This window comes from Clostridia bacterium, from assembly GCA_034926675.1.
Lineage (GTDB): Bacteria > Bacillota > DTU025 > DTU025 > DTU025 > JAYFQW01.
This window is the reverse complement of sequence record JAYFQW010000002.1, coordinates 66,624-83,433: the sequence shown is the minus strand read 5'-3', so window position 1 is coordinate 83,433 and position 16,810 is coordinate 66,624. Positions and strand designations below refer to the sequence as shown.

At 57.3% G+C, this 16,810-nt stretch carries 15 protein-coding genes and 1 riboswitch; all 15 genes read left to right on the top strand.

What is annotated here, in order from left to right:
* Positions 1-499: 499 nt before the first annotated feature.
* The 15 genes from VB144_01540 (at position 500) to cobD (ending at position 16,770) form a co-directional block, all read left to right on the top strand.
* Positions 500-1,651, top strand: a complete 1,152-nt coding sequence (locus VB144_01540; GenBank protein MEA4882338.1) for a DegT/DnrJ/EryC1/StrS family aminotransferase — start codon at positions 500-502, stop codon at positions 1,649-1,651.
* 236 nt (positions 1,652-1,887) lie between these two features.
* Positions 1,888-2,634: a GntR family transcriptional regulator gene (locus VB144_01535; protein ID MEA4882337.1), complete on the top strand. Its 747-nt coding sequence runs from the start codon at positions 1,888-1,890 to the stop codon at positions 2,632-2,634.
* A gap of 143 nt (positions 2,635-2,777) precedes the next feature.
* Positions 2,778-4,046, top strand: coding sequence for an ABC transporter substrate-binding protein (locus tag VB144_01530; protein ID MEA4882336.1), 1,269 nt, complete (start codon positions 2,778-2,780; stop codon positions 4,044-4,046).
* A 116-nt stretch (positions 4,047-4,162) separates the two neighbouring features.
* A complete protein-coding gene (locus VB144_01525; GenBank protein MEA4882335.1) occupies positions 4,163-4,681 on the top strand; it encodes a hypothetical protein in 519 nt (172 codons plus the stop codon).
* Positions 4,682-4,700: 19 nt separating this feature from the next.
* Positions 4,701-5,576, top strand: a complete 876-nt coding sequence (locus VB144_01520) for a carbohydrate ABC transporter permease (GenBank protein ID MEA4882334.1) — start codon at positions 4,701-4,703, stop codon at positions 5,574-5,576.
* Positions 5,573-6,613 carry an ROK family protein gene (locus VB144_01515; protein ID MEA4882333.1) on the top strand — a complete coding sequence of 347 codons (1,041 nt, stop codon included), beginning with the start codon at positions 5,573-5,575 and terminating at the stop codon, positions 6,611-6,613. The genes VB144_01520 and VB144_01515 overlap by 4 nt, the downstream gene beginning before the upstream one ends.
* A gap of 13 nt (positions 6,614-6,626) precedes the next feature.
* Entirely contained in the window at positions 6,627-7,388 is a 762-nt protein-coding gene (locus tag VB144_01510; protein MEA4882332.1) for an SIS domain-containing protein, read from the top strand.
* Between the two features lie 117 nt (positions 7,389-7,505).
* A riboswitch (cobalamin riboswitch) is annotated at positions 7,506-7,832 on the top strand.
* A gap of 104 nt (positions 7,833-7,936) precedes the next feature.
* Complete coding sequence (gene cobU, locus VB144_01505; GenBank protein MEA4882331.1) at positions 7,937-10,183, top strand: bifunctional adenosylcobinamide kinase/adenosylcobinamide-phosphate guanylyltransferase; 2,247 nt, start codon at positions 7,937-7,939, stop codon at positions 10,181-10,183.
* Positions 10,180-10,959: an adenosylcobinamide-GDP ribazoletransferase gene (gene cobS, locus VB144_01500; protein ID MEA4882330.1), complete on the top strand. Its 780-nt coding sequence runs from the start codon at positions 10,180-10,182 to the stop codon at positions 10,957-10,959. The genes cobU and cobS overlap by 4 nt, the downstream gene beginning before the upstream one ends.
* Before the next feature lie 22 nt (positions 10,960-10,981).
* The gene (locus VB144_01495) at positions 10,982-11,635 is read left to right on the top strand and encodes a histidine phosphatase family protein (GenBank protein MEA4882329.1); all 654 of its coding nucleotides are present in this window, start codon (positions 10,982-10,984) and stop codon (positions 11,633-11,635) included.
* Positions 11,636-11,661: 26 nt separating this feature from the next.
* Positions 11,662-12,591 (top strand): cobalamin-binding protein, encoded by a 930-nt coding sequence (locus tag VB144_01490; protein MEA4882328.1) that lies wholly within the window; start codon positions 11,662-11,664, stop codon positions 12,589-12,591.
* A gap of 49 nt (positions 12,592-12,640) precedes the next feature.
* On the top strand, positions 12,641-13,717 hold the full coding sequence (locus VB144_01485) for an iron ABC transporter permease (GenBank protein ID MEA4882327.1): 1,077 nt from the start codon (positions 12,641-12,643) through the stop codon (positions 13,715-13,717).
* A 23-nt stretch (positions 13,718-13,740) separates the two neighbouring features.
* The gene (locus tag VB144_01480; protein ID MEA4882326.1) at positions 13,741-14,580 is read left to right on the top strand and encodes a cobyric acid synthase; all 840 of its coding nucleotides are present in this window, start codon (positions 13,741-13,743) and stop codon (positions 14,578-14,580) included.
* 10 nt (positions 14,581-14,590) lie between these two features.
* Positions 14,591-15,589, top strand: a complete 999-nt coding sequence (cbiB, locus tag VB144_01475) for an adenosylcobinamide-phosphate synthase CbiB (protein MEA4882325.1) — start codon at positions 14,591-14,593, stop codon at positions 15,587-15,589.
* A 29-nt stretch (positions 15,590-15,618) separates the two neighbouring features.
* On the top strand, positions 15,619-16,770 hold the full coding sequence (gene cobD / locus VB144_01470; GenBank protein MEA4882324.1) for a threonine-phosphate decarboxylase CobD: 1,152 nt from the start codon (positions 15,619-15,621) through the stop codon (positions 16,768-16,770).
* Positions 16,771-16,810: the final 40 nt, after the last annotated feature.

Here is a 16,810-nt window from a genome sequence, read left to right as displayed (position 1 = left end):
GTTGCGCGGTGTCTTCCGGTCGCCAAGTAAGGTGCTCTCCGGGCGCGAGGACGATATGGGTCAGACGTCCCGCCCAACCTACAGCCAGCATCAGGTTGAAGTCTGTTGCTAGCCCATGGCTGATCATAGGCGTTTCGCCGCTTCTCCAGGTACTGATGCAGTGCTCGTCTCGGCGCATCACGCGCACATCTGCGGACATACTGCAGCCTCCTGTTCTGGTGTTGCTGCAAGGCAAGTTGCCGACGCCCGCCGTGACAAGCCCCCAGATTCATGTGACATCTATCAGGATTGAAGGTGATCGTGGCGCCAACGCATAATACTATCTACATTGCTGCACGTTGGCAACATGCCCACTTGCCACAGTGCGCACAGTGGCCCTTGGGCATGCCTGCGGGTAGGCCTGCGGGTACGCCTGCGGGGGCGCGCCAAGGGTCTTCTCGAGGTTTCATGTCTAGGCAGGTGATTCACCTGAGATGAAAACGCGTTCGGAGGGACATCAATGAGAGTTGATCTCGCACGCCCCGATCTATCGGCAAGCGACATCGGCGCAGTCAATGACGTTTTGAGATCGTACACACTCGCGCTTGGCCCGAAATTGGTGGAATTTGAGGAATCAAGCGCGTCCTTTACTCAGCGTCGGTGTGGAATAGCCGTCAATAGCGGCACGAGCGGCCTGCACCTCCTTATTCGCTCGTTCGGCATAGCCGATGGCGATGAGGTGATCACAACCCCGTTCAGCTTCATTGCGTCTAGCAACTGCATCCTGTATGAGCGGGCAAAGCCGGTGTTTGTAGATATCGAGCCCGACACGGCCAACATCAACCCCGATCTGATCGAGGCTGCGATCACGCCCAAGACCAAGGCGATCCTCGCTGTCGATGCCTTTGGCCAGCCGGCTAAGCTGGATGTGATCCGCGATATGGCGAACCGCCATGGCCTTGTTTTCATAGAGGACTCCTGTGAGTCGTTGGGCTCGGAGTACAAGGGCAAGAGAGCTGGCGGGCCGGATTTCGCCGACGCGGCCGTGTTCGCCTTCTACCCTAACAAGCAGATCACCACGGGTGAAGGCGGCATGATCGTGACCGACGATGAGCACGTGGCGTTCCTCTGCCGCAGCATGCGCAATCAGGGGCGAGGTGAGGCAGGGGTGTGGCTTGCCCACGAGCGGCTGGGGTTCAACTACCGCATGGATGAGATGTCGGCTGCTCTCGGTGTCACGCAGCTTAGGCGGATTGAAGAAATCGTCACCAGAAGGGCCCGGGTGGCCGACATGTACAAGGAGAGGCTCTCCGGTATCCCGGGCGTGCGTTTGCCGTATGTTGCGCCGGAGGTCACCAGGATGAGCTGGTTCGTGTATGTCATACGCGTGGGGTGGGACGAGAGAACCCACGTGATGCAGGAGAGAGTCAGAAACCACGTCATGGAGCGGTTCCAGAAGGCGGAGATTGGCTGCCGGCCATACTTCACACCCATCCACCTGCAGCCTTTCTATAGGGACATGTTTGGGTATGAAGGCGGCGAGTTCCCGGCAACAGAAGAAGCAGGCCGCACCAGCGTCGCGATACCGTTCCATAACAGCCTCTCATCGGATGAGATCGACTACGTCGCGGACGTGCTGGAGAGCGCATTGAAGGATCGGCCTACCAAGTAGATGGCTGGCATGATCGGAGACGGCGCATGCCCCACGACCCCACGGCTCCGCGCCGCCTCGCCGCCGTGCGCTCCACCGCCGTGCGCCCCGACTCTCGGCAGGAGATCTCAGGGCGGCGGCGAATTTCAAGGCCCACATGTCTCACTCAAAGAAGGGAAACCCGTATCCATATAGAATATAATATTATATCGATATAAGGTATGAGGCACTGCATGAGCTTTCGGAGGATGATCATGATGGTTACAACTATGTCGCGGGAGAGCAGGATACCGCTGTACTGCCAGATATATGACGCCCTGCGTGAACGCATCGAGAACGGCGCCTACCTTCCGGGCAATCAGATACCTACCGAGGCTGAACTGAGCCGGAATTTCGCGGTCAGCAGCATCACCGTGAAGCAGGCCGTGAAGAAGCTCGTTTCAGAGGGCGCGCTCTACAGGATACAAGGCAAGGGCACTTTCGTGTGCCAGCCAAAGGTCAATAGGAAGCTCAACAGGCTGATCAGCTTCAACGACGAGATGCTGCAGAAGGGCATGGCGCCATCAACCACTGTGCTGGAGATCGATGTCGTGCCAGCTAGGCGGATGGTGGCCGAGGCTCTGGGCATACGCGAAGGCGACGAGGTGACACTGATCCGGCGTCTTAGGATAGCCGATGGGGGGGCTCTTGCAGTCCAAACCTCATATGTTCCACTTGCACTGGCGCCCACCCTTGCGGAGAAGGGCGATATGCTGGAAGGATCTCTGTACAGGATACTCGCAGAGGATTTCGAGCTCTGCCCGTTCCGTGGGAAGGAATCATACTGCGCGGTGAGTGTGAGCGAGCCGGAAGCCGGAATTCTGGACGTGCCGGAGGGCTCTCCGGCGTTCGCCGTCAAGAGGCTTGCGTATCTGCCAGACAATCGCCCGGTGGAATACGTAGAATCGATCCTGCGCGGCGACAAGTACGTCCTAGATGTCGAACTCCAAGCGCCTGATATGTAGGGATATGGTGGCGGTTCCGAGAAGCTCGAGGTCATGGTGACCGTGGGGGTGATGTGGAGGAGCGGCAAGCGCCGGCGCCTGAAAATGCCCTGTCGGAGTGTAATTGGGTGAGTGAACCACAATTTGATTGGGGGCGCCAAGTAGTGAAGAGATGGCTGAGCGTCATTCTCGTTTCCCTAATGTTCCTGGCGACATGCGTTCCGTCGGTGTTCGCCGGTGAGAGGATCAAGCTTGTCATGTCCATCCACACTGACTTCAACCGTGAAGGGCTTGACCAATACATAGAGCTCTATGAGAGGCTCCATCCCGAAATCGAGATTGCAAAGGAAGTCACGCCCTTTGAGGACTACCTGAAGAAGATACAGATAGACGCAGTTTCCGGACGGCCGTCCGACATATACCATGTGTACTCCCTATGGGGCGTTGAGCTTGTACGCTCCGGGATACTCGACACTCCTCCGGCAGCTATCAGGGAGGACGTTCGAAAGAACTACGTGCCGGTGGCTGTGAACGGCGCAACGGTTGACGGCGAGATCCGGGGCATCCCGACTGAGATAGACAACTACTGCCTGGTGTACAACAAGCGGCTCCTCAAGGAAGGCGGGTTCACCGAGCCCCCGAAGACATGGGATCAGCTAGTGGAGATGGCCAAGAAGCTTACCAAGTTCGACGGCAAGGGGAATATAAGGCAGTACGGGTTCACGTTCCTGGCGGGATGGGAGTCGGCGGTGGTCCACCCGTTCCTGGCCATGCTCTGGTCGAACGGTGGGGAATTCCTCAGCGCCGACTTCAAGAAGGCCCTGTTTAACTCCCCAGAGGGCGTGCAGGCGCTCGAAGCCCAACTGAGGCTGTTCCGAGAGAAAGGCAGCGATGTGAACGGGAGCGTTTGGGATTTCCCGAACGGCAACATAGCCATGATGATAATGGCGCCTTGGGATGAGAATAACCTCAAGACGACGATGGGTGAGCGCTATTCCGACGTGGGCGTTGCCCCGATTCCCGTGATGAAGAAGCCCGCAACCGCCCTTTACACATGGTTCGCCGGGGTGGGGAAGGACAGCCAGCACAAGAAGGAAGCCTGGGATTTCCTCACCTGGATGACGGCCCAGGTACAGGGGCCGAATCAGACCACTCGCATGGGTGATTATCTGGTTCAGGGCGTGGGAGCCATGCCAAGCCGGAAGATCGACCTAGAGAATCACCCGAAGGAACTGAATGACCAGTACACATCCACCTTCGTGCAAGAACTGAAGAACTCCATTGCTGAGCCCAATGTGGCGCAGGGCGCGGAGATCAAGATCATACTCATGAACGAGATCATGGCGGCCTGGTATGGGAAGAAAGACGCTAAGTCGGCTCTCGACTCTGCAGCAGCACAGATCAACTCCATCCTGGCCAAGTACTACAAGTGATGCTCGAACGACCAGACGACCAGCGGCCGAGGCGCTCCAAATCCATCAGGCGGCCGCTGGCCCCCTCTCGGGGATTCGAGGATGATCTGAGCTCCTGAAATGAGAGGTGGCGCCACGTGAGATCACGCACAAAGGCGGCATGGCTCTTTCTCCTGCCTACTCTGATCTTCTATGCCGTGTTCCTCATATTCCCGGTTATTAGCTCCCTGTATCTGAGCTTTCGCGAGTGGAACATGCTTACTCCGCCATTTAGGGCGGAGTCAGTTGGGCTCGGCAACTACGCCCACATATTCCGAGAGGATCCGGTATTCCTGAAGACACTGCTGAACACCCTGGTGTTCGTGGTCACGAGCGTGCCTCTGAGTATCGCCTTGCTCTTCGTGTTCGTGACCGACACGATCGTAGCCTGGCAGGTATTCGACTTCATCGTGGCCATGACCGCTCCCACTCTCGGCAAGGCCGGCGGCCCTGTCAACAGCACGATGACCCTGGTGGTGCACATGTATCAGACTGCGTTCGAGTACATGAAGATGGGACGCGCGTCTGCCATGGCGTACGTCCTGTTCTTCATCGTGATGGGGATTTCCCTCCTGCAACTCCGTGCGTTCGGGCGCGGCGGGGTGGAGAGCTATTGATCTTTCGGGGGTGTTGCCTGTGGACCGATACAGTAAGCCGACTCTGGTAGGGACCATACTTCTGGTGCTCCTTGCGGCCACAATGGTTCTCCCCTTTGCATGGCTTGCCCTTTCCGCACTGAAGACCCGCGCGGAGTTGGTGGCGGCGCCGCCTGTATGGGTTCCCAAAGTGCCACAGTGGCGCAACTTCAAGGCCGCCGTAACAGAGGTTCCGCTCGGGAGGTACTACCTCAACAGTTTCATCGTGGCGGGAGGGATAAGCGTATCTGTGGTCATCACCAGCGCAATGGCGGGGTTTGCCCTGTCGAAGTACAGTTTCCCCGGGCGCGATCTGATCTTCAGGGGCATTCTCGCAACCATGATGCTGCCTTCGTTCCTCTTCATAATACCTGTGTACTACATGATGAGACACATGCCCTTTGCGGGGGGCAACAACTGGCTTGGTCAGGGAGGCGGAGGCCTGCTTCATTCGCGTTTGGCCCTCATACTCCCGTTTGCCGTGAGCGCCTGGGGAGTGTTCCTGATGAGGCAGTTCATGATTGGGATTCCGGATAGTATAATCGACGCCGCAAGGATAGACGGGGCCTCAGAGGCCCGGATACTCTGGAGCATCATAATGCCAGCCACCAGGCCTGCCCTTGTCACCGTGGGCATATACACCTTCATCTCCCAATGGAACAACCTCTTCTGGCCTCTGGTGGTGGCGACCTCCGCGCCTGAACTCTCTACCCTCACGGTGGGACTGAAGATGCTGGAGACCTCGTTTGACCCCAACAGGAATGCCCACCTGGTGCTGGCCGGCCTGACCTTGGGTATACTCCCTGTTATGGCCATTTTCGCATCCCTTCAGAGGTACTATGTCCGAGGCATCACCATGTCAGGAGTCAAGGAGTGATCACAAAGGCTATGGCGACGGATCTGGCTGTCGGCGTTGACATAGGTGGCACTAAAATCGCAGCAGGTGTGGTGGACTCTCACGGCAACATGCTGAGCCGCGCACGAGCACTCATAGCATCCTCGGAGGCAGATCCGAACGTCACTACGGAACAGGTAGCGGGCCTGATTCGGTCTGCGGAGGAACAGGCCATGGGCATCGGCGTCCGCCCGGACGGGATGCGGCGCCGCGCCACGCTCCCGGTTGGCATAGGCATCCCCGCGGTGCTCGATAGTACGCGGCGAGAAGTGGTGTGGGCGCCCAATATCCCCGGGTTCCGGGGTTTCGGGCTCGTGGACGCTCTGAAAGGGCTACTGGGCAGGGAGCAGATAGCCATGGACTTCGACGGCAACGCCGCCGTTGCTGGTGAAGCGTGGATTGGAGCTGCTGCTGGCAAGGAGAATGTGGTATTCCTGATCATCGGCACGGGCGTGGGGGCGGGCTTGATACTGAACGGGCGGTTGTTCCGGGGAGCGTCGGGAATGCCGGGCGGAGTGGGATGGTTCGCGCTTGATCCAGACGCCGTGTGCGAGGCCTTGGAGCGCAGAACCCCTCACTTCGAGGCGATGTGCGCAGGGCCAGGCATAGTGAGGATCGCGAACACCAGAGCTAGGAGCGGGCCTGGCTTGGGCAGTAGCTGCAAACCTGCGACGCCAGAGTATTCCGACGCACGGCAGCTGTTCTCTGCATACGAGGCAGGGGACGAGCACGCCGCCTGTGTTCTCATGCAGGCTGCCAGATACGTTGGGATGGGAGTGGCCAATATCGTGAGCACTCTTAACCCCGATGTCGTGGTAATAGGGGGCGGCGTGGGGCTTGAGTACTGCCGCCATGATGACCTGTTCAAAGAGATTCTCAACTGCGTGTCAGGTCTCGCGCAGCCAGCGGCCGCCGCGGCCGTGAGAGTAGGGCCAGCTGCATTGGGACCAGCGGCAGGGGTAGTAGGAGCAGCGAAGATAGCGCTAGACACATTCTGCGCCACTGATGAAAGGGTGTAAGGGGGTACAGCAGATGTCAGGCAAGTCGAACAGGGTCGATTATATGGATCGGGCGACCGACGTGCTGCAGAGGATCCACAACACGCAACGTGACACTATCATGAAGGCCTCGGAGCTTATGGCGCGCGCGATAGCCTCCGGCGGCCTCGTCCATGTGTTCGGCAGTGGACACTCGGTGATACCAGTTCTCGACATATTCCCTCGCTACGGGAGCTTCGTAGGGGTCCATCCGCTCATGGATCCTAGGCTTATGTGGTTTAACGTAATAGGCCCGGGCGGCGCCCCGGAGCTTCTGTGGATCGAGCGGCGCGAGGGATATGTGGCTAACTTCCTGAAGAGCTTCGAGTTCAGAGCGGGTGACGTGATGCTGGTGTATTCCCACGGCGGCGTGAACGCTGCTCCCGTTGAAGCAGCGCTCTACGCCAAAGACCGTGGGCTCTCCGTCGTTGCCGTGACCTCGGGCGACAACCAGAGGTCGGCCAGGGCCATACACTCAAGCGGTCACAAGCTTGGCGATATCGCTGACGTGATGATCGACAACTGCGTGCCCCTCGAGGACGCCCTCGTACGCATCGAGGGGCAGATCGAGCCTGTGGGAGCGGGGTCAACCCTCGCCGCAGTGGCGATAACCATGTCCCTGCTCTCTGAGACCGCGAGAAAGCTCGTGGAGAGAGGGCACAAGCTTTCGGTGTTTGTGTCACCCAACGTGGCCGAGGCGCCCCCGAACCACAATGAGCAGGTATTCTCCGACTACCAGAAGTCACTCCTGAGGTAGACCGAGTCGCGACGGCGGCGCGAAGCCAGACCGGATTCGCGCATGATCGGTGAGAACCCAGATCAAAAACCCCTCCTTGCGCGTTTCGTACACTTAGGGTATAGTTTTGGAGGACAAGTAAATAAGCGCCAACTAGGCGCCCCAAGTGGGATAATAGGGAACCAGGTGCAAGTCCTGGACGGTCCCGCCACTGTAACCGGGGAGTGACGGCATAAGCCACTGTCTTTAAGCTTCAACCTCCAAAACCAAGTCCACGCTGATCTGTAGGTGTCTTGCGCGGTATGGAAAACGGGAGATAGAAGCGGGAGATGGGAAGGTTGCCACGGCGTTGCAGCATTACAGCGACTCAGTCTGACGAAACTGCAGAACTGAGGGTCGACATCTGCCGCTGCCAAGTGCCATGATCCGGAAGTCAGGAGACCTGCCTGTGTTGGAAGTACCATCGACCTTCGGGGCAAAGGTGGGTACTTTCTATGACATTCCTGTAACGAGTCTGTCATATGAAGATCGCAACCCCTGCCTTCTCTTGAGGCAGGGGTTTTTGGCTTTTGCTTTTCATCCGAGATATCGGAGAGGCCTTGGTTAGCAAAGTTTGTGAGCGGGTAGTGAGGCAATTGGACGGGGGCATTGTTGTACGCGGTCTCAGCTTCTCATATGGCGCTCAAAGTGTCTTTTCCGACGTGTCGTTTAGCCTGGAATCCGGGCATTTCCTCGGAATCGTGGGTCCTAATGGGGCCGGAAAGACCACATTGCTGAAGTGTATGGCTGGGCTTTTCAAGCCATCGCGTGGCCAGGTTCTTCTGGGCGGGCCCAGTGGACGCGATATCGCAAGCCTGAAGCGTGATCAGATCGCAAAGGTCATTGCCGTGGTCCCCCAAGACACTCAGGTACAATTTGACTTCACGCTAGAGGAGTTCGTAATGCTGGGGAGGCTTCCCCATCTCAACAGATTCGCGCGTGAAACCAACGGCGATCGGGAGACTGTTGGGTGGGCCATGAAAGCAACTGGCATTGGCAACTTGGCCCAAAGACGCGTTACATCGCTTAGCGGAGGAGAGCGGCAACGTGCTGCCATTTCGCGCGCCCTTGCCCAGGAACCGCAGATACTGCTATTGGATGAACCCACATCACACCTTGATATGGGGTATCAAGTTGAGATCCTGGATTTGGTGCAGAAGATGAGTTCGGAGTGTGGAATAACCGTGGCCGGGGTGTTTCACGACCTGAGCCTCGCGTCTATGTATTGCGATGAAATCCTGATGATTACAGATGGGGGAGTCCATTCACATGGCGCGCCCGGAAGCGTCTTCACCCAGGAGAACGTCACTGGTGTGTACGGGGATAGGGTCTTTGTGACCGACCATCCCGTCCACAAGACTCCGTTGATGGCGCCGCGTTCTGGCATTAAGACAAGGAGAAGTGCTGTGGAAAAAGGCAAGTATGGGAGACTGACTCTCGTTACCGGGGGCGCTCGAAGCGGAAAGAGCGCATTTGGTGAGAAGCTGGCGGCATGCGCAGGGGACAGGGTGCTTTACGCAGCTACGTGCGAGGCCCTAGACGACGAGATGCGTGCCCGAGTTGAGATGCACAGGAAACGAAGGCCTGTGTCGTGGGTTACTGTGGAGGAACCCCTGGATGTCGCGAGTGTTATAGAGGCTGAGACGGGCGAGCACGATGCTATCCTCATTGATTGCTTAGGAGTATTTGCAAGCAACCACCTCCTGAGGCAGGCGGAAGACCTGTCTGATGCGGCCAAGACGGAGAATGTGCTGAAGGAAGTCACCAGGCTGGCAAAGGCGGCTTCAGCGGCTGCCAAGGCGGGTTCGCATGTTGTGATGGTCACAAACGAGGTGGGCAGCGGAGTTGTGCCGGCATATCCCTTGGGTCGTCTGTTCAGGGACATTCTCGGGTGGGCAAACCAGATAGTCTCTGCCCATGCCGACGAGGTCTACATGTGTGTAGCGGGGATCCCCATAAAGGTGAGGGGTGGTTGCGGCAACGCTTCGGCTGCTGCTGCAGGAGTGCTTCCCAGTCTGGAACGGATCAGAGACCTCCTGATATCCAACATGCCTTGTGGACAGGCCCTTGTTGTGGCATGTGACTCGTGCGGCGCCATCGGCCCCAAGGATGCGGATGTGGTCAAGGCCTCTGGGTACGTCGTAGGACGGTTCACCGCCAGGGTGCCCCTGATGGAGATCGTGGCATGTGGAGCAGAGGCGATGCTACTGGTAGATACCTTATGTGTGGAGAAAGAGCCGACGGGCGACGAGATTCTGAGGGGGATTCGGGAGGAAGCAACCATTGCCGGACTCGACCCTGAACTCGCTGTGATCGGAAGCATGGAGAAAAACATGCCCACATCCCAGACTGGGATGGGTATCACTGCCATCGGAATCGCGGAAGGATCAAGACTGAAGGTTGCTCGCGCCATGGATGGCGATGCCGTAGTCTGTGTAGGTCTGCCCAAGGTAGGAGACGAGGTGAATCTGGATGATCCAGAGATTGCCGATCTCAAGGCAGTCAGGGCTCTCGGTGGGATCGACTGGGTTCATGAGATTGTGCCCGTGGGATCGCAGGGGATTCGTGCTGAAGCGGAGGCCTTGGCGAAGGGCTCTGGCCTCGAGTTTCGCCTGGAATCTGAACCTGAACTCGAGCACGATGCTGGCGTGGATGTAACCAAGTCTGCTGGCCCAGCCACGTGCGTCGTGGTTGCATGCGAAGACCGAAAATGGCGGGAACTGGCTGCCTGTGTTGGCAAGCCAGTTGCCCATGTGGGGCGGGTGGTTAGGCCATGAGGACCTTGAGGATTCTTGCGAACCGGTTTGTTATGGCCTTTTCTCTCTTGACTAGGTTGCCGGCGGGACAGGGGGACTTGCCTTCGGAGAATGAGATTGCCCGCTCCGCAATCTTCTTTCCCACTGTTGGAATTGCTATTGGGCTGTTGATGGCGGTCTCCGATGCAGTCTCTGCGCGTGCTTTGGGCCCTTGGTTTTCTGCCATTGTCGCACTGTTCGTGGAGTTTCTCCTCACAGGGGGCATGCATATCGATGGTTTGATGGATACCGCCGATGGGATGATGAGTGGCAGAACGCGTGAGCGGACCATCGAGATCATGCATGACAGCCGAGTTGGGCCCATGGGGGCCGCCTCTTGCGTGTTCATGATCGCCGCCAAGATTGCCCTCATAGCCTCCACGAGCGGCAGTGTGCGCTGGATGTCGCTTGTGTTTTCGCCGGCCATGTCAAGGCTGGCATTGGTGTGGGCCTTTACTGCTTTTCCACCTGTCACACCCGGGCAAGGCATGGGGAGCCTCTTCGCCAAGAGGGTGGGGTTGGGAGAAGCCGGGGTTGCCTCGGCGTACATTGTTGCCCTGTGCTATGTGGCAGCAGGTCCCATATCCATTGCAGTCACAGCAGGCGCAGTAGGCGCGGCACTGATTGTGGGCTGCCGAATCTCCGTATTCCTTGGCGGAGTGAATGGCGACGTGTATGGGACTCTGTGCGAGATTGCAGAGCTCGCATCACTGGCGATCTTCGCCCAATCTGGGCTGACTTGGGCTAATCTGGGCTGATTGAGGTCGATTGAGGCACATGATGCACAAGATCTATCTGATACGTCACGGCGAGACTGAAGCAACCAGGCTCAGGAAGTTTGAGGGGTCCGGCCTAGTCAGTGGATTGGGATCTCCGCTTACATCCAAGGGAGTGTTCCAGGCGTTGATGGTTGCGAATGCCCTGGCAAGTAAGGAGATTTCCATTGTGTATGCCAGCCCTCTGCTAAGGGCTGCCCAAACTGCCAGGATAATCGCAGAAAGGGCTGGGGTTGCGCTCAAAGTCGAACCTGACTTGAGGGAAGGCTCTTTTGGGCTCTGGGAGAGGCTGACCTTCGACGAAATACAGGCGAATTACCCCGAAGAGGTTGAACGATGGTTTGAGAATCCTGTAGACTTCGTTCCTCCTCAAGGCGAGTCGGTGCAGCAGATCGCTGACAGAGTATTGCCATGCATCGACCTCTTGGCACGGGAGTTGCCCAGTAGACCTGGGTCTTGCGCGGTTGTTGCCCATGGAGGACCCATAAGGGCTGCGCTTTCCATGTATCTAAGCGGGAACCTGGAGCAGTTTGGAGCAATTCAGCAGGCTATGGGCGCCATCAATACACTGAGGTTCGTCTTGGGAGTGGTTGTCGTGGAAGACGTGAACGCGATTCCGCCTGGCAAATGGACTGACGTCTTCTCACGAGGATCATAAAGGCAAGAAGGAAAGGGTGGTTTCACATGTCTGGGAAGAAATGGACTAGACTCGCATCGGCGCTCCTGATTGTCCTTATCGCCATGTCGGTTGTCGGTGGGCCAAGGATCAGCGCTGCGGATCCCTACCCACTTTCGATTACCGACGATATGGGGCGGAAGGTAGTCATTGACAAGAAACCGCAGCGTTTCGTGTCGCTCGCTCCTAGCTGGACTGAGATCCTGTACTCGCTGGGCCTTGAAGATCAGGTTGTGGGCGTAACCACTTTCTGTGATTATCCTGCGGAGGCCGCTAAGAAGGCGAAGGTCGGGGGGTTTTCTGACCCTAACATGGAGCTGATCGTGTCGCTCGCTCCTGATGTGGTGTTCGGCACAACGATGCACATGAAGGTTGCCCAGGAGTTCGAGAAGCGCGGAATCAGGTTCGTGTGCCAGAATGCGTCGTCTGTGGAAGGCGTGATGGAGGACATCAGGATGGCTGCGAGAGTCGCCGGAGTTCAAGGCGAGGCTGACAAGGTGATTGCTCAGATTCAGAAGACCATGGACCAGGTGACGAAAGCCGTTGCAAAGCTGCCTGAAGGCAAGCGGCTTAAGGTTCTCTACCTTGTTTGGGATGAGCCAATCATGAGCATTGGCCCTAAAACCCTGCTTAACGACATGATCTCCCGCGCTGGGGGAGTCAGCATTACCCAAGACGCCAGTTCGGATTATCCGTCCTACAGCCTTGAGGCCATAGTTGCCAAGAACCCCGACGTGATAATGGCGCCGCGGGTGCATGGCGGAGGCGGGTTAGATCCAGTTACAATCAAGGCCAAGCCGGGATGGCAGGCGATCAGCGCAGTGAAGAAGGGGAATGTTGTCCTGGTAGACGACAACTTGGTGTCCAGGCCTGGTCCGCGAGTTGGCGAAGGCGTTCTGGAGATTGCCAGGGCCCTTTACCCTGATCTCTTTAGGTAGACTGGGCTGGGACTTTGGCGAGCGCGCGGTGATGGCGAGGTGATGGCGAGTGCGGGACGGGCTCAGCAGGAATGTGGGGAAATGGCTTCTGCCAGGGTTGATAGTCTCCTTGATCCTTGTCTCCGTGCTATCCTTGCGGATAGGAGTGGTGGAGATATCGGGACGGGAGATTGTCAATGTGATATGGGGTTGGTTGACCTCGTCTATCGGCAGTGCCGGTATGACCGGTGGAGCGTCTGGGGGCGATCCTACCCCTTTAGAAGAGATCATACTGAGGATCCGCATGCCCCGCATAGTGCTGGCGGGCCTAGTGGGCGCGTCGCTGGCGCTATCAGGCACCGTCTATCAGGCGCTTTTCCGGAACCCCATGGCAGATCCGTACGTTATCGGGGCCTCGGCAGGCGCGTCTTTCGGGGCGACTGTGGCCATGGTGATGCCGCTGACCTTCCATGTTCTGAAAGCCGGGACTATCCCGCTCTTTGCCTTCATCGGCTCTATAGCCGCTGTGGCGCTGGTGTTAAACCTGGCCAGGGTAGGGAATAGCCAGAGGACTTCGATGGTGAACCTGATCCTGGCCGGGGTGGCGGTCAGCTCGATTCTGTCGTCTCTGGTTTCGTTGTTCATGTTCCTCATGCCTCAGCAGGGAGTCCACGGGCTGGTGTTCTGGCTCATGGGCGGGTTTTCAGGGAGAAATTGGGATCATACTCTTTCGATGCTTCCAGGGTTTGTGGTGGGGCTTGCGATTATCCTATTCTACTCCCGGGAGCTCAATGCCATCCTTTTGGGAGAAGAAGAGGCGCTTGGCCTGGGGGTTGATGTGCCAAGAGTCACAAGATGGCTTGTAGCGGCCGCCTCGCTCCTCACAGCTTCTTCGGTGGCGGCTGGCGGGATTATAGGCTTTGTTGGTCTGGTAGTTCCGCACCTTATGAGGATGCTGGTGGGACCTGACCATAGGCGTCTCATCCCAAGCACTTGCCTGCTGGGTGCGGTGTTTATGCTGTCAGCTGATACTGTGGCTAGATCCATCATTCCCCCGATGGAGTTGCCAGTGGGCATTATCACATCACTTGCTGGTGGGCCGTTTTTCATATATCTGCTTCGTAAGTATAAGATCAAAGAGTGGTGATAGCGTTGCCTGCAGTGACCATTATGGTTCAAGGCGCCACGTCATCGGCGGGGAAAAGCACGCTGTGCGCTGGTCTCTGCCGTGTGTTCCGCCGGGAAGGATTTAACGTGGCGCCTTTCAAATCCCAGAATATGTCCACACGTGCAGTTGTGATTGAGATTGAGGAGGAGGGCAGGGGCGGTGAGATAAGCGCAGCTCAGGCTTTTCAGGCGCTTGCTGCAGGAGTGCGGCCATCGGTGGATATGAATCCTGTGTTGCTGAAACCACTGGGAGATATGACCAGCGAGGTAATACTGGCAGGTCGGAGTGTGGGAGTAACCGGAGCCAGGGAATACAGGGACAAATATGTGAAGACAGCTCTGGAGCAGATTCAGAAATCCCTTGGGCGGCTTGTTGATGCTTATGACATTGTTGTGATAGAGGGCGCCGGAAGCCCTGCCGAAGTGAACCTGAAAGACAGGGACATCTGCAACATGAGAATTGCGAAGATGGCAAACGCGCCAGTGATACTCGTTGGAAACATCGACCCCGGAGGAGTGTTGGCTGCCATAGTTGGCACCCTTGATCTACTAGAGCCCGATGAGAGGGACCGGGTCAGAGGGCTAGTGATCAACAAGTTCAGAGGCGATTTCTCACTGCTTCAGCCTGGACTGGAGTTTCTGGAGGAACGGACCGGCAAGCCGATCCTTGGAGTGCTGCCATATGTTCACGATCTCAAAATGATAGAAGAGGATTCGCTGGGCGGCAATGGCGGAGGATCCTTCAGTGATGTTTCGGGGCTGGATAAAACGTGTGATAGGCTGGCTGATGTTGTGAGTGAGAGTGTTGATGTGGCGGAGCTCATGCGAATAATGGGGATGTGAAGGGTCGCGTATGAACCTGGGCGCTCGTGTTGTCGTGGCGTTCATGATAGACCTGCTAATCGGAGACCCGCGCAGGCCTACACATCCAGTCGTGCTGATGGGACAGGCGATTCACGAGCTTGAACTGATCCTTCGGCCTTCTTCTCCGCGTCATGGCCGCGATGATGCCGTAAATCCCCGAAGGGAGAAGCTGATGGGGGCCCTGCTCGCATTTGTCGTCGTCGCCGCGGTCTATGTCATCTCTAAAGCTCTGCTGGATGCAGTCTATTCACTCTCTCCCATCGCCGGCGGCGCTCTGCACATTTGGCTGCTTTCCACCACCCTGGCGGCTCGGGGCCTGGCAGACGCCGCAGGCGCGGTGCATGCGCCATTGGCCGACGGAGATATTCCTCAGGCTAGGAAAGCACTGAGCATGATAGTGGGACGCGACACCTGTGACTTATCTACCACGGAGATTGTCCGGGCAGCGGTTGAGACCGTGGCGGAAAACACGTCGGACGGGGTGGCCGCCCCCCTTGTGTTCGGCCTGATAGGCGGCGCGCCTCTGGCTTTGGCATACAAGGCAGTAAACACCTTGGATTCCATGGTTGGATACAAGGATGAACGCTATATCGACTTCGGCTGGGCGTCAGCCAAGCTAGACGACGTGGCGAACTGCATTCCAGCCCGAATCACAGGGCTTTTCCTGGTTGCTGCAGCTTTGATTGCTGGGAAGGACTGGCGACGCGCATGGCGGGTCATGCGCCGAGACGGAAGAAAGCACCCCAGCCCCAACTCGGGTATTGGAGAGGCAGCGGTTGCAGGCGCCCTAGGTGTGCGTTTGGGAGGGTTCAACAGCTACAGGGGTGTAGTCTCATTTCGTTCATATATGGGAGACGAAGCTGAACCTCTGCAGCCCGAGCACATCGTGGAATCGGTGAAGCTCATGTATATCGCGTCTGCCATGACGATGTTGACGGGAGTGGCCATCCGCATTGCGGCTTTCGGCTTTAGCGTGACGAAGTGCTAGTGTTCGGACCGGAGAGGGGTGAGCTGAGAATGGGTCAAACGTGGGGTCAGACTCGCGGCGCGACGGGCAATGATGGCCCAAGTGTGCATGGAGGAAACGTCTACAAGCAGTCTCGAGGCTTGGGAGTTTCTATTGGAGAACTGATGGATTTCAGTGCAAACATCAACCCCCTGGGCCCGTCTCCAAAGGCGTTGCAGGCCATAGGAGCCAGCCTTGAGAACATAGTCCATTACCCTGACCCCGACTGTGTTGAGCTGAGGGAGGAGCTTTCGCGGCATCTCCAAGTGGATCCGGATTGCCTGGTTGTGGGGAACGGCGCGGTTGAGATAATCCATCTCCTGACCAACATTGCGAAGCCACGCACAGCTCTAGTCTTGGCGCCCACTTTCTCAGAGTATGAGGTCGCCGTCAAGGAAGTTGGAGGATCTGTGGCCAGAATTCCGCTCAGCAAGAAGCAAGACGGCGGCGGGTTCACGCTGGGCCTGTCGGACATTGAGGCGCACCTGGACTGCAAAGCAATAGATATGATTTTTCTATGCAACCCCAACAACCCTACAGGAAACATAGTGAGACGAGATGCCGTTGAGCAACTACTGGATATTTCAGACGAGCGCGACGTCACCGTTGTAGTGGATGAGTCTTTCATGGACTTTGTCGACAATCCCGAGATGTACTCGGTGCGCCAAGAGGTTTCTACCAGACGCAAGTTAGCCATCATCGGCTCTCTCACGAAGTTCTTCGCCCTTCCAGGCCTTCGGGTTGGATACTCCATTACCCAGCCAGGCGTCGCTCGCGAACTGCGACTAAGGCAGCAGATGTGGAGCGTAAACTGCTTAGCCCAGATTGCAGCTGTAGCCTCGTTGCGAGACCAGGAATACATCGATTTTACCAGAGCATATGTTGAGGTGGAGCGGGCATTCTTCATGGATGGCCTGCACGATCTGGGCAAGAGATTCGGCATCAGAGCATTCCCGTCTGCTGCCAATTTCATACTGCTTGACCTCGAGATCAGCGGGATGACGGCGCGGAAGGCAGGAGAAGCCCTGGCGGCCCGGGGCATTCTGGTGCGCGATTGCAGCGATTTTCCGTTTCTGAACGAATACCACATGCGTATTGCCGTTCGCACGAGGGCAGAGAATGAGTGCCTGTTGAGAGCGGTTTCAGAGGTGCTGGGGCGTTAGGGATCCACTGGCGGGCATAAGAACCACCTGTTCACATAGA

What these genes read in the sequence shown, in the direction of transcription:
- VB144_01540 (MEA4882338.1), top strand. Translation starts at nt 500, where the DNA reads ATGAGAGTTGATCTCGCACGCCCCGATCTATCGGCAAGCGACATCGGC.
- VB144_01535 (MEA4882337.1), top strand. Translation starts at nt 1,888, where the DNA reads ATGGTTACAACTATGTCGCGGGAGAGCAGGATACCGCTGTACTGCCAG.
- VB144_01510 (MEA4882332.1), top strand. Translation starts at nt 6,627, where the DNA reads ATGTCAGGCAAGTCGAACAGGGTCGATTATATGGATCGGGCGACCGAC.
- cobS (MEA4882330.1), top strand. Translation starts at nt 10,180, where the DNA reads ATGAGGACCTTGAGGATTCTTGCGAACCGGTTTGTTATGGCCTTTTCT.
- VB144_01495 (MEA4882329.1), top strand. Translation starts at nt 10,982, where the DNA reads ATGCACAAGATCTATCTGATACGTCACGGCGAGACTGAAGCAACCAGG.
- VB144_01490 (MEA4882328.1), top strand. Translation starts at nt 11,662, where the DNA reads ATGTCTGGGAAGAAATGGACTAGACTCGCATCGGCGCTCCTGATTGTC.
- VB144_01480 (MEA4882326.1), top strand. Translation starts at nt 13,741, where the DNA reads ATGGTTCAAGGCGCCACGTCATCGGCGGGGAAAAGCACGCTGTGCGCT.
- cbiB (MEA4882325.1), top strand. Translation starts at nt 14,591, where the DNA reads ATGAACCTGGGCGCTCGTGTTGTCGTGGCGTTCATGATAGACCTGCTA.
- cobD (MEA4882324.1), top strand. Translation starts at nt 15,619, where the DNA reads ATGGGTCAAACGTGGGGTCAGACTCGCGGCGCGACGGGCAATGATGGC.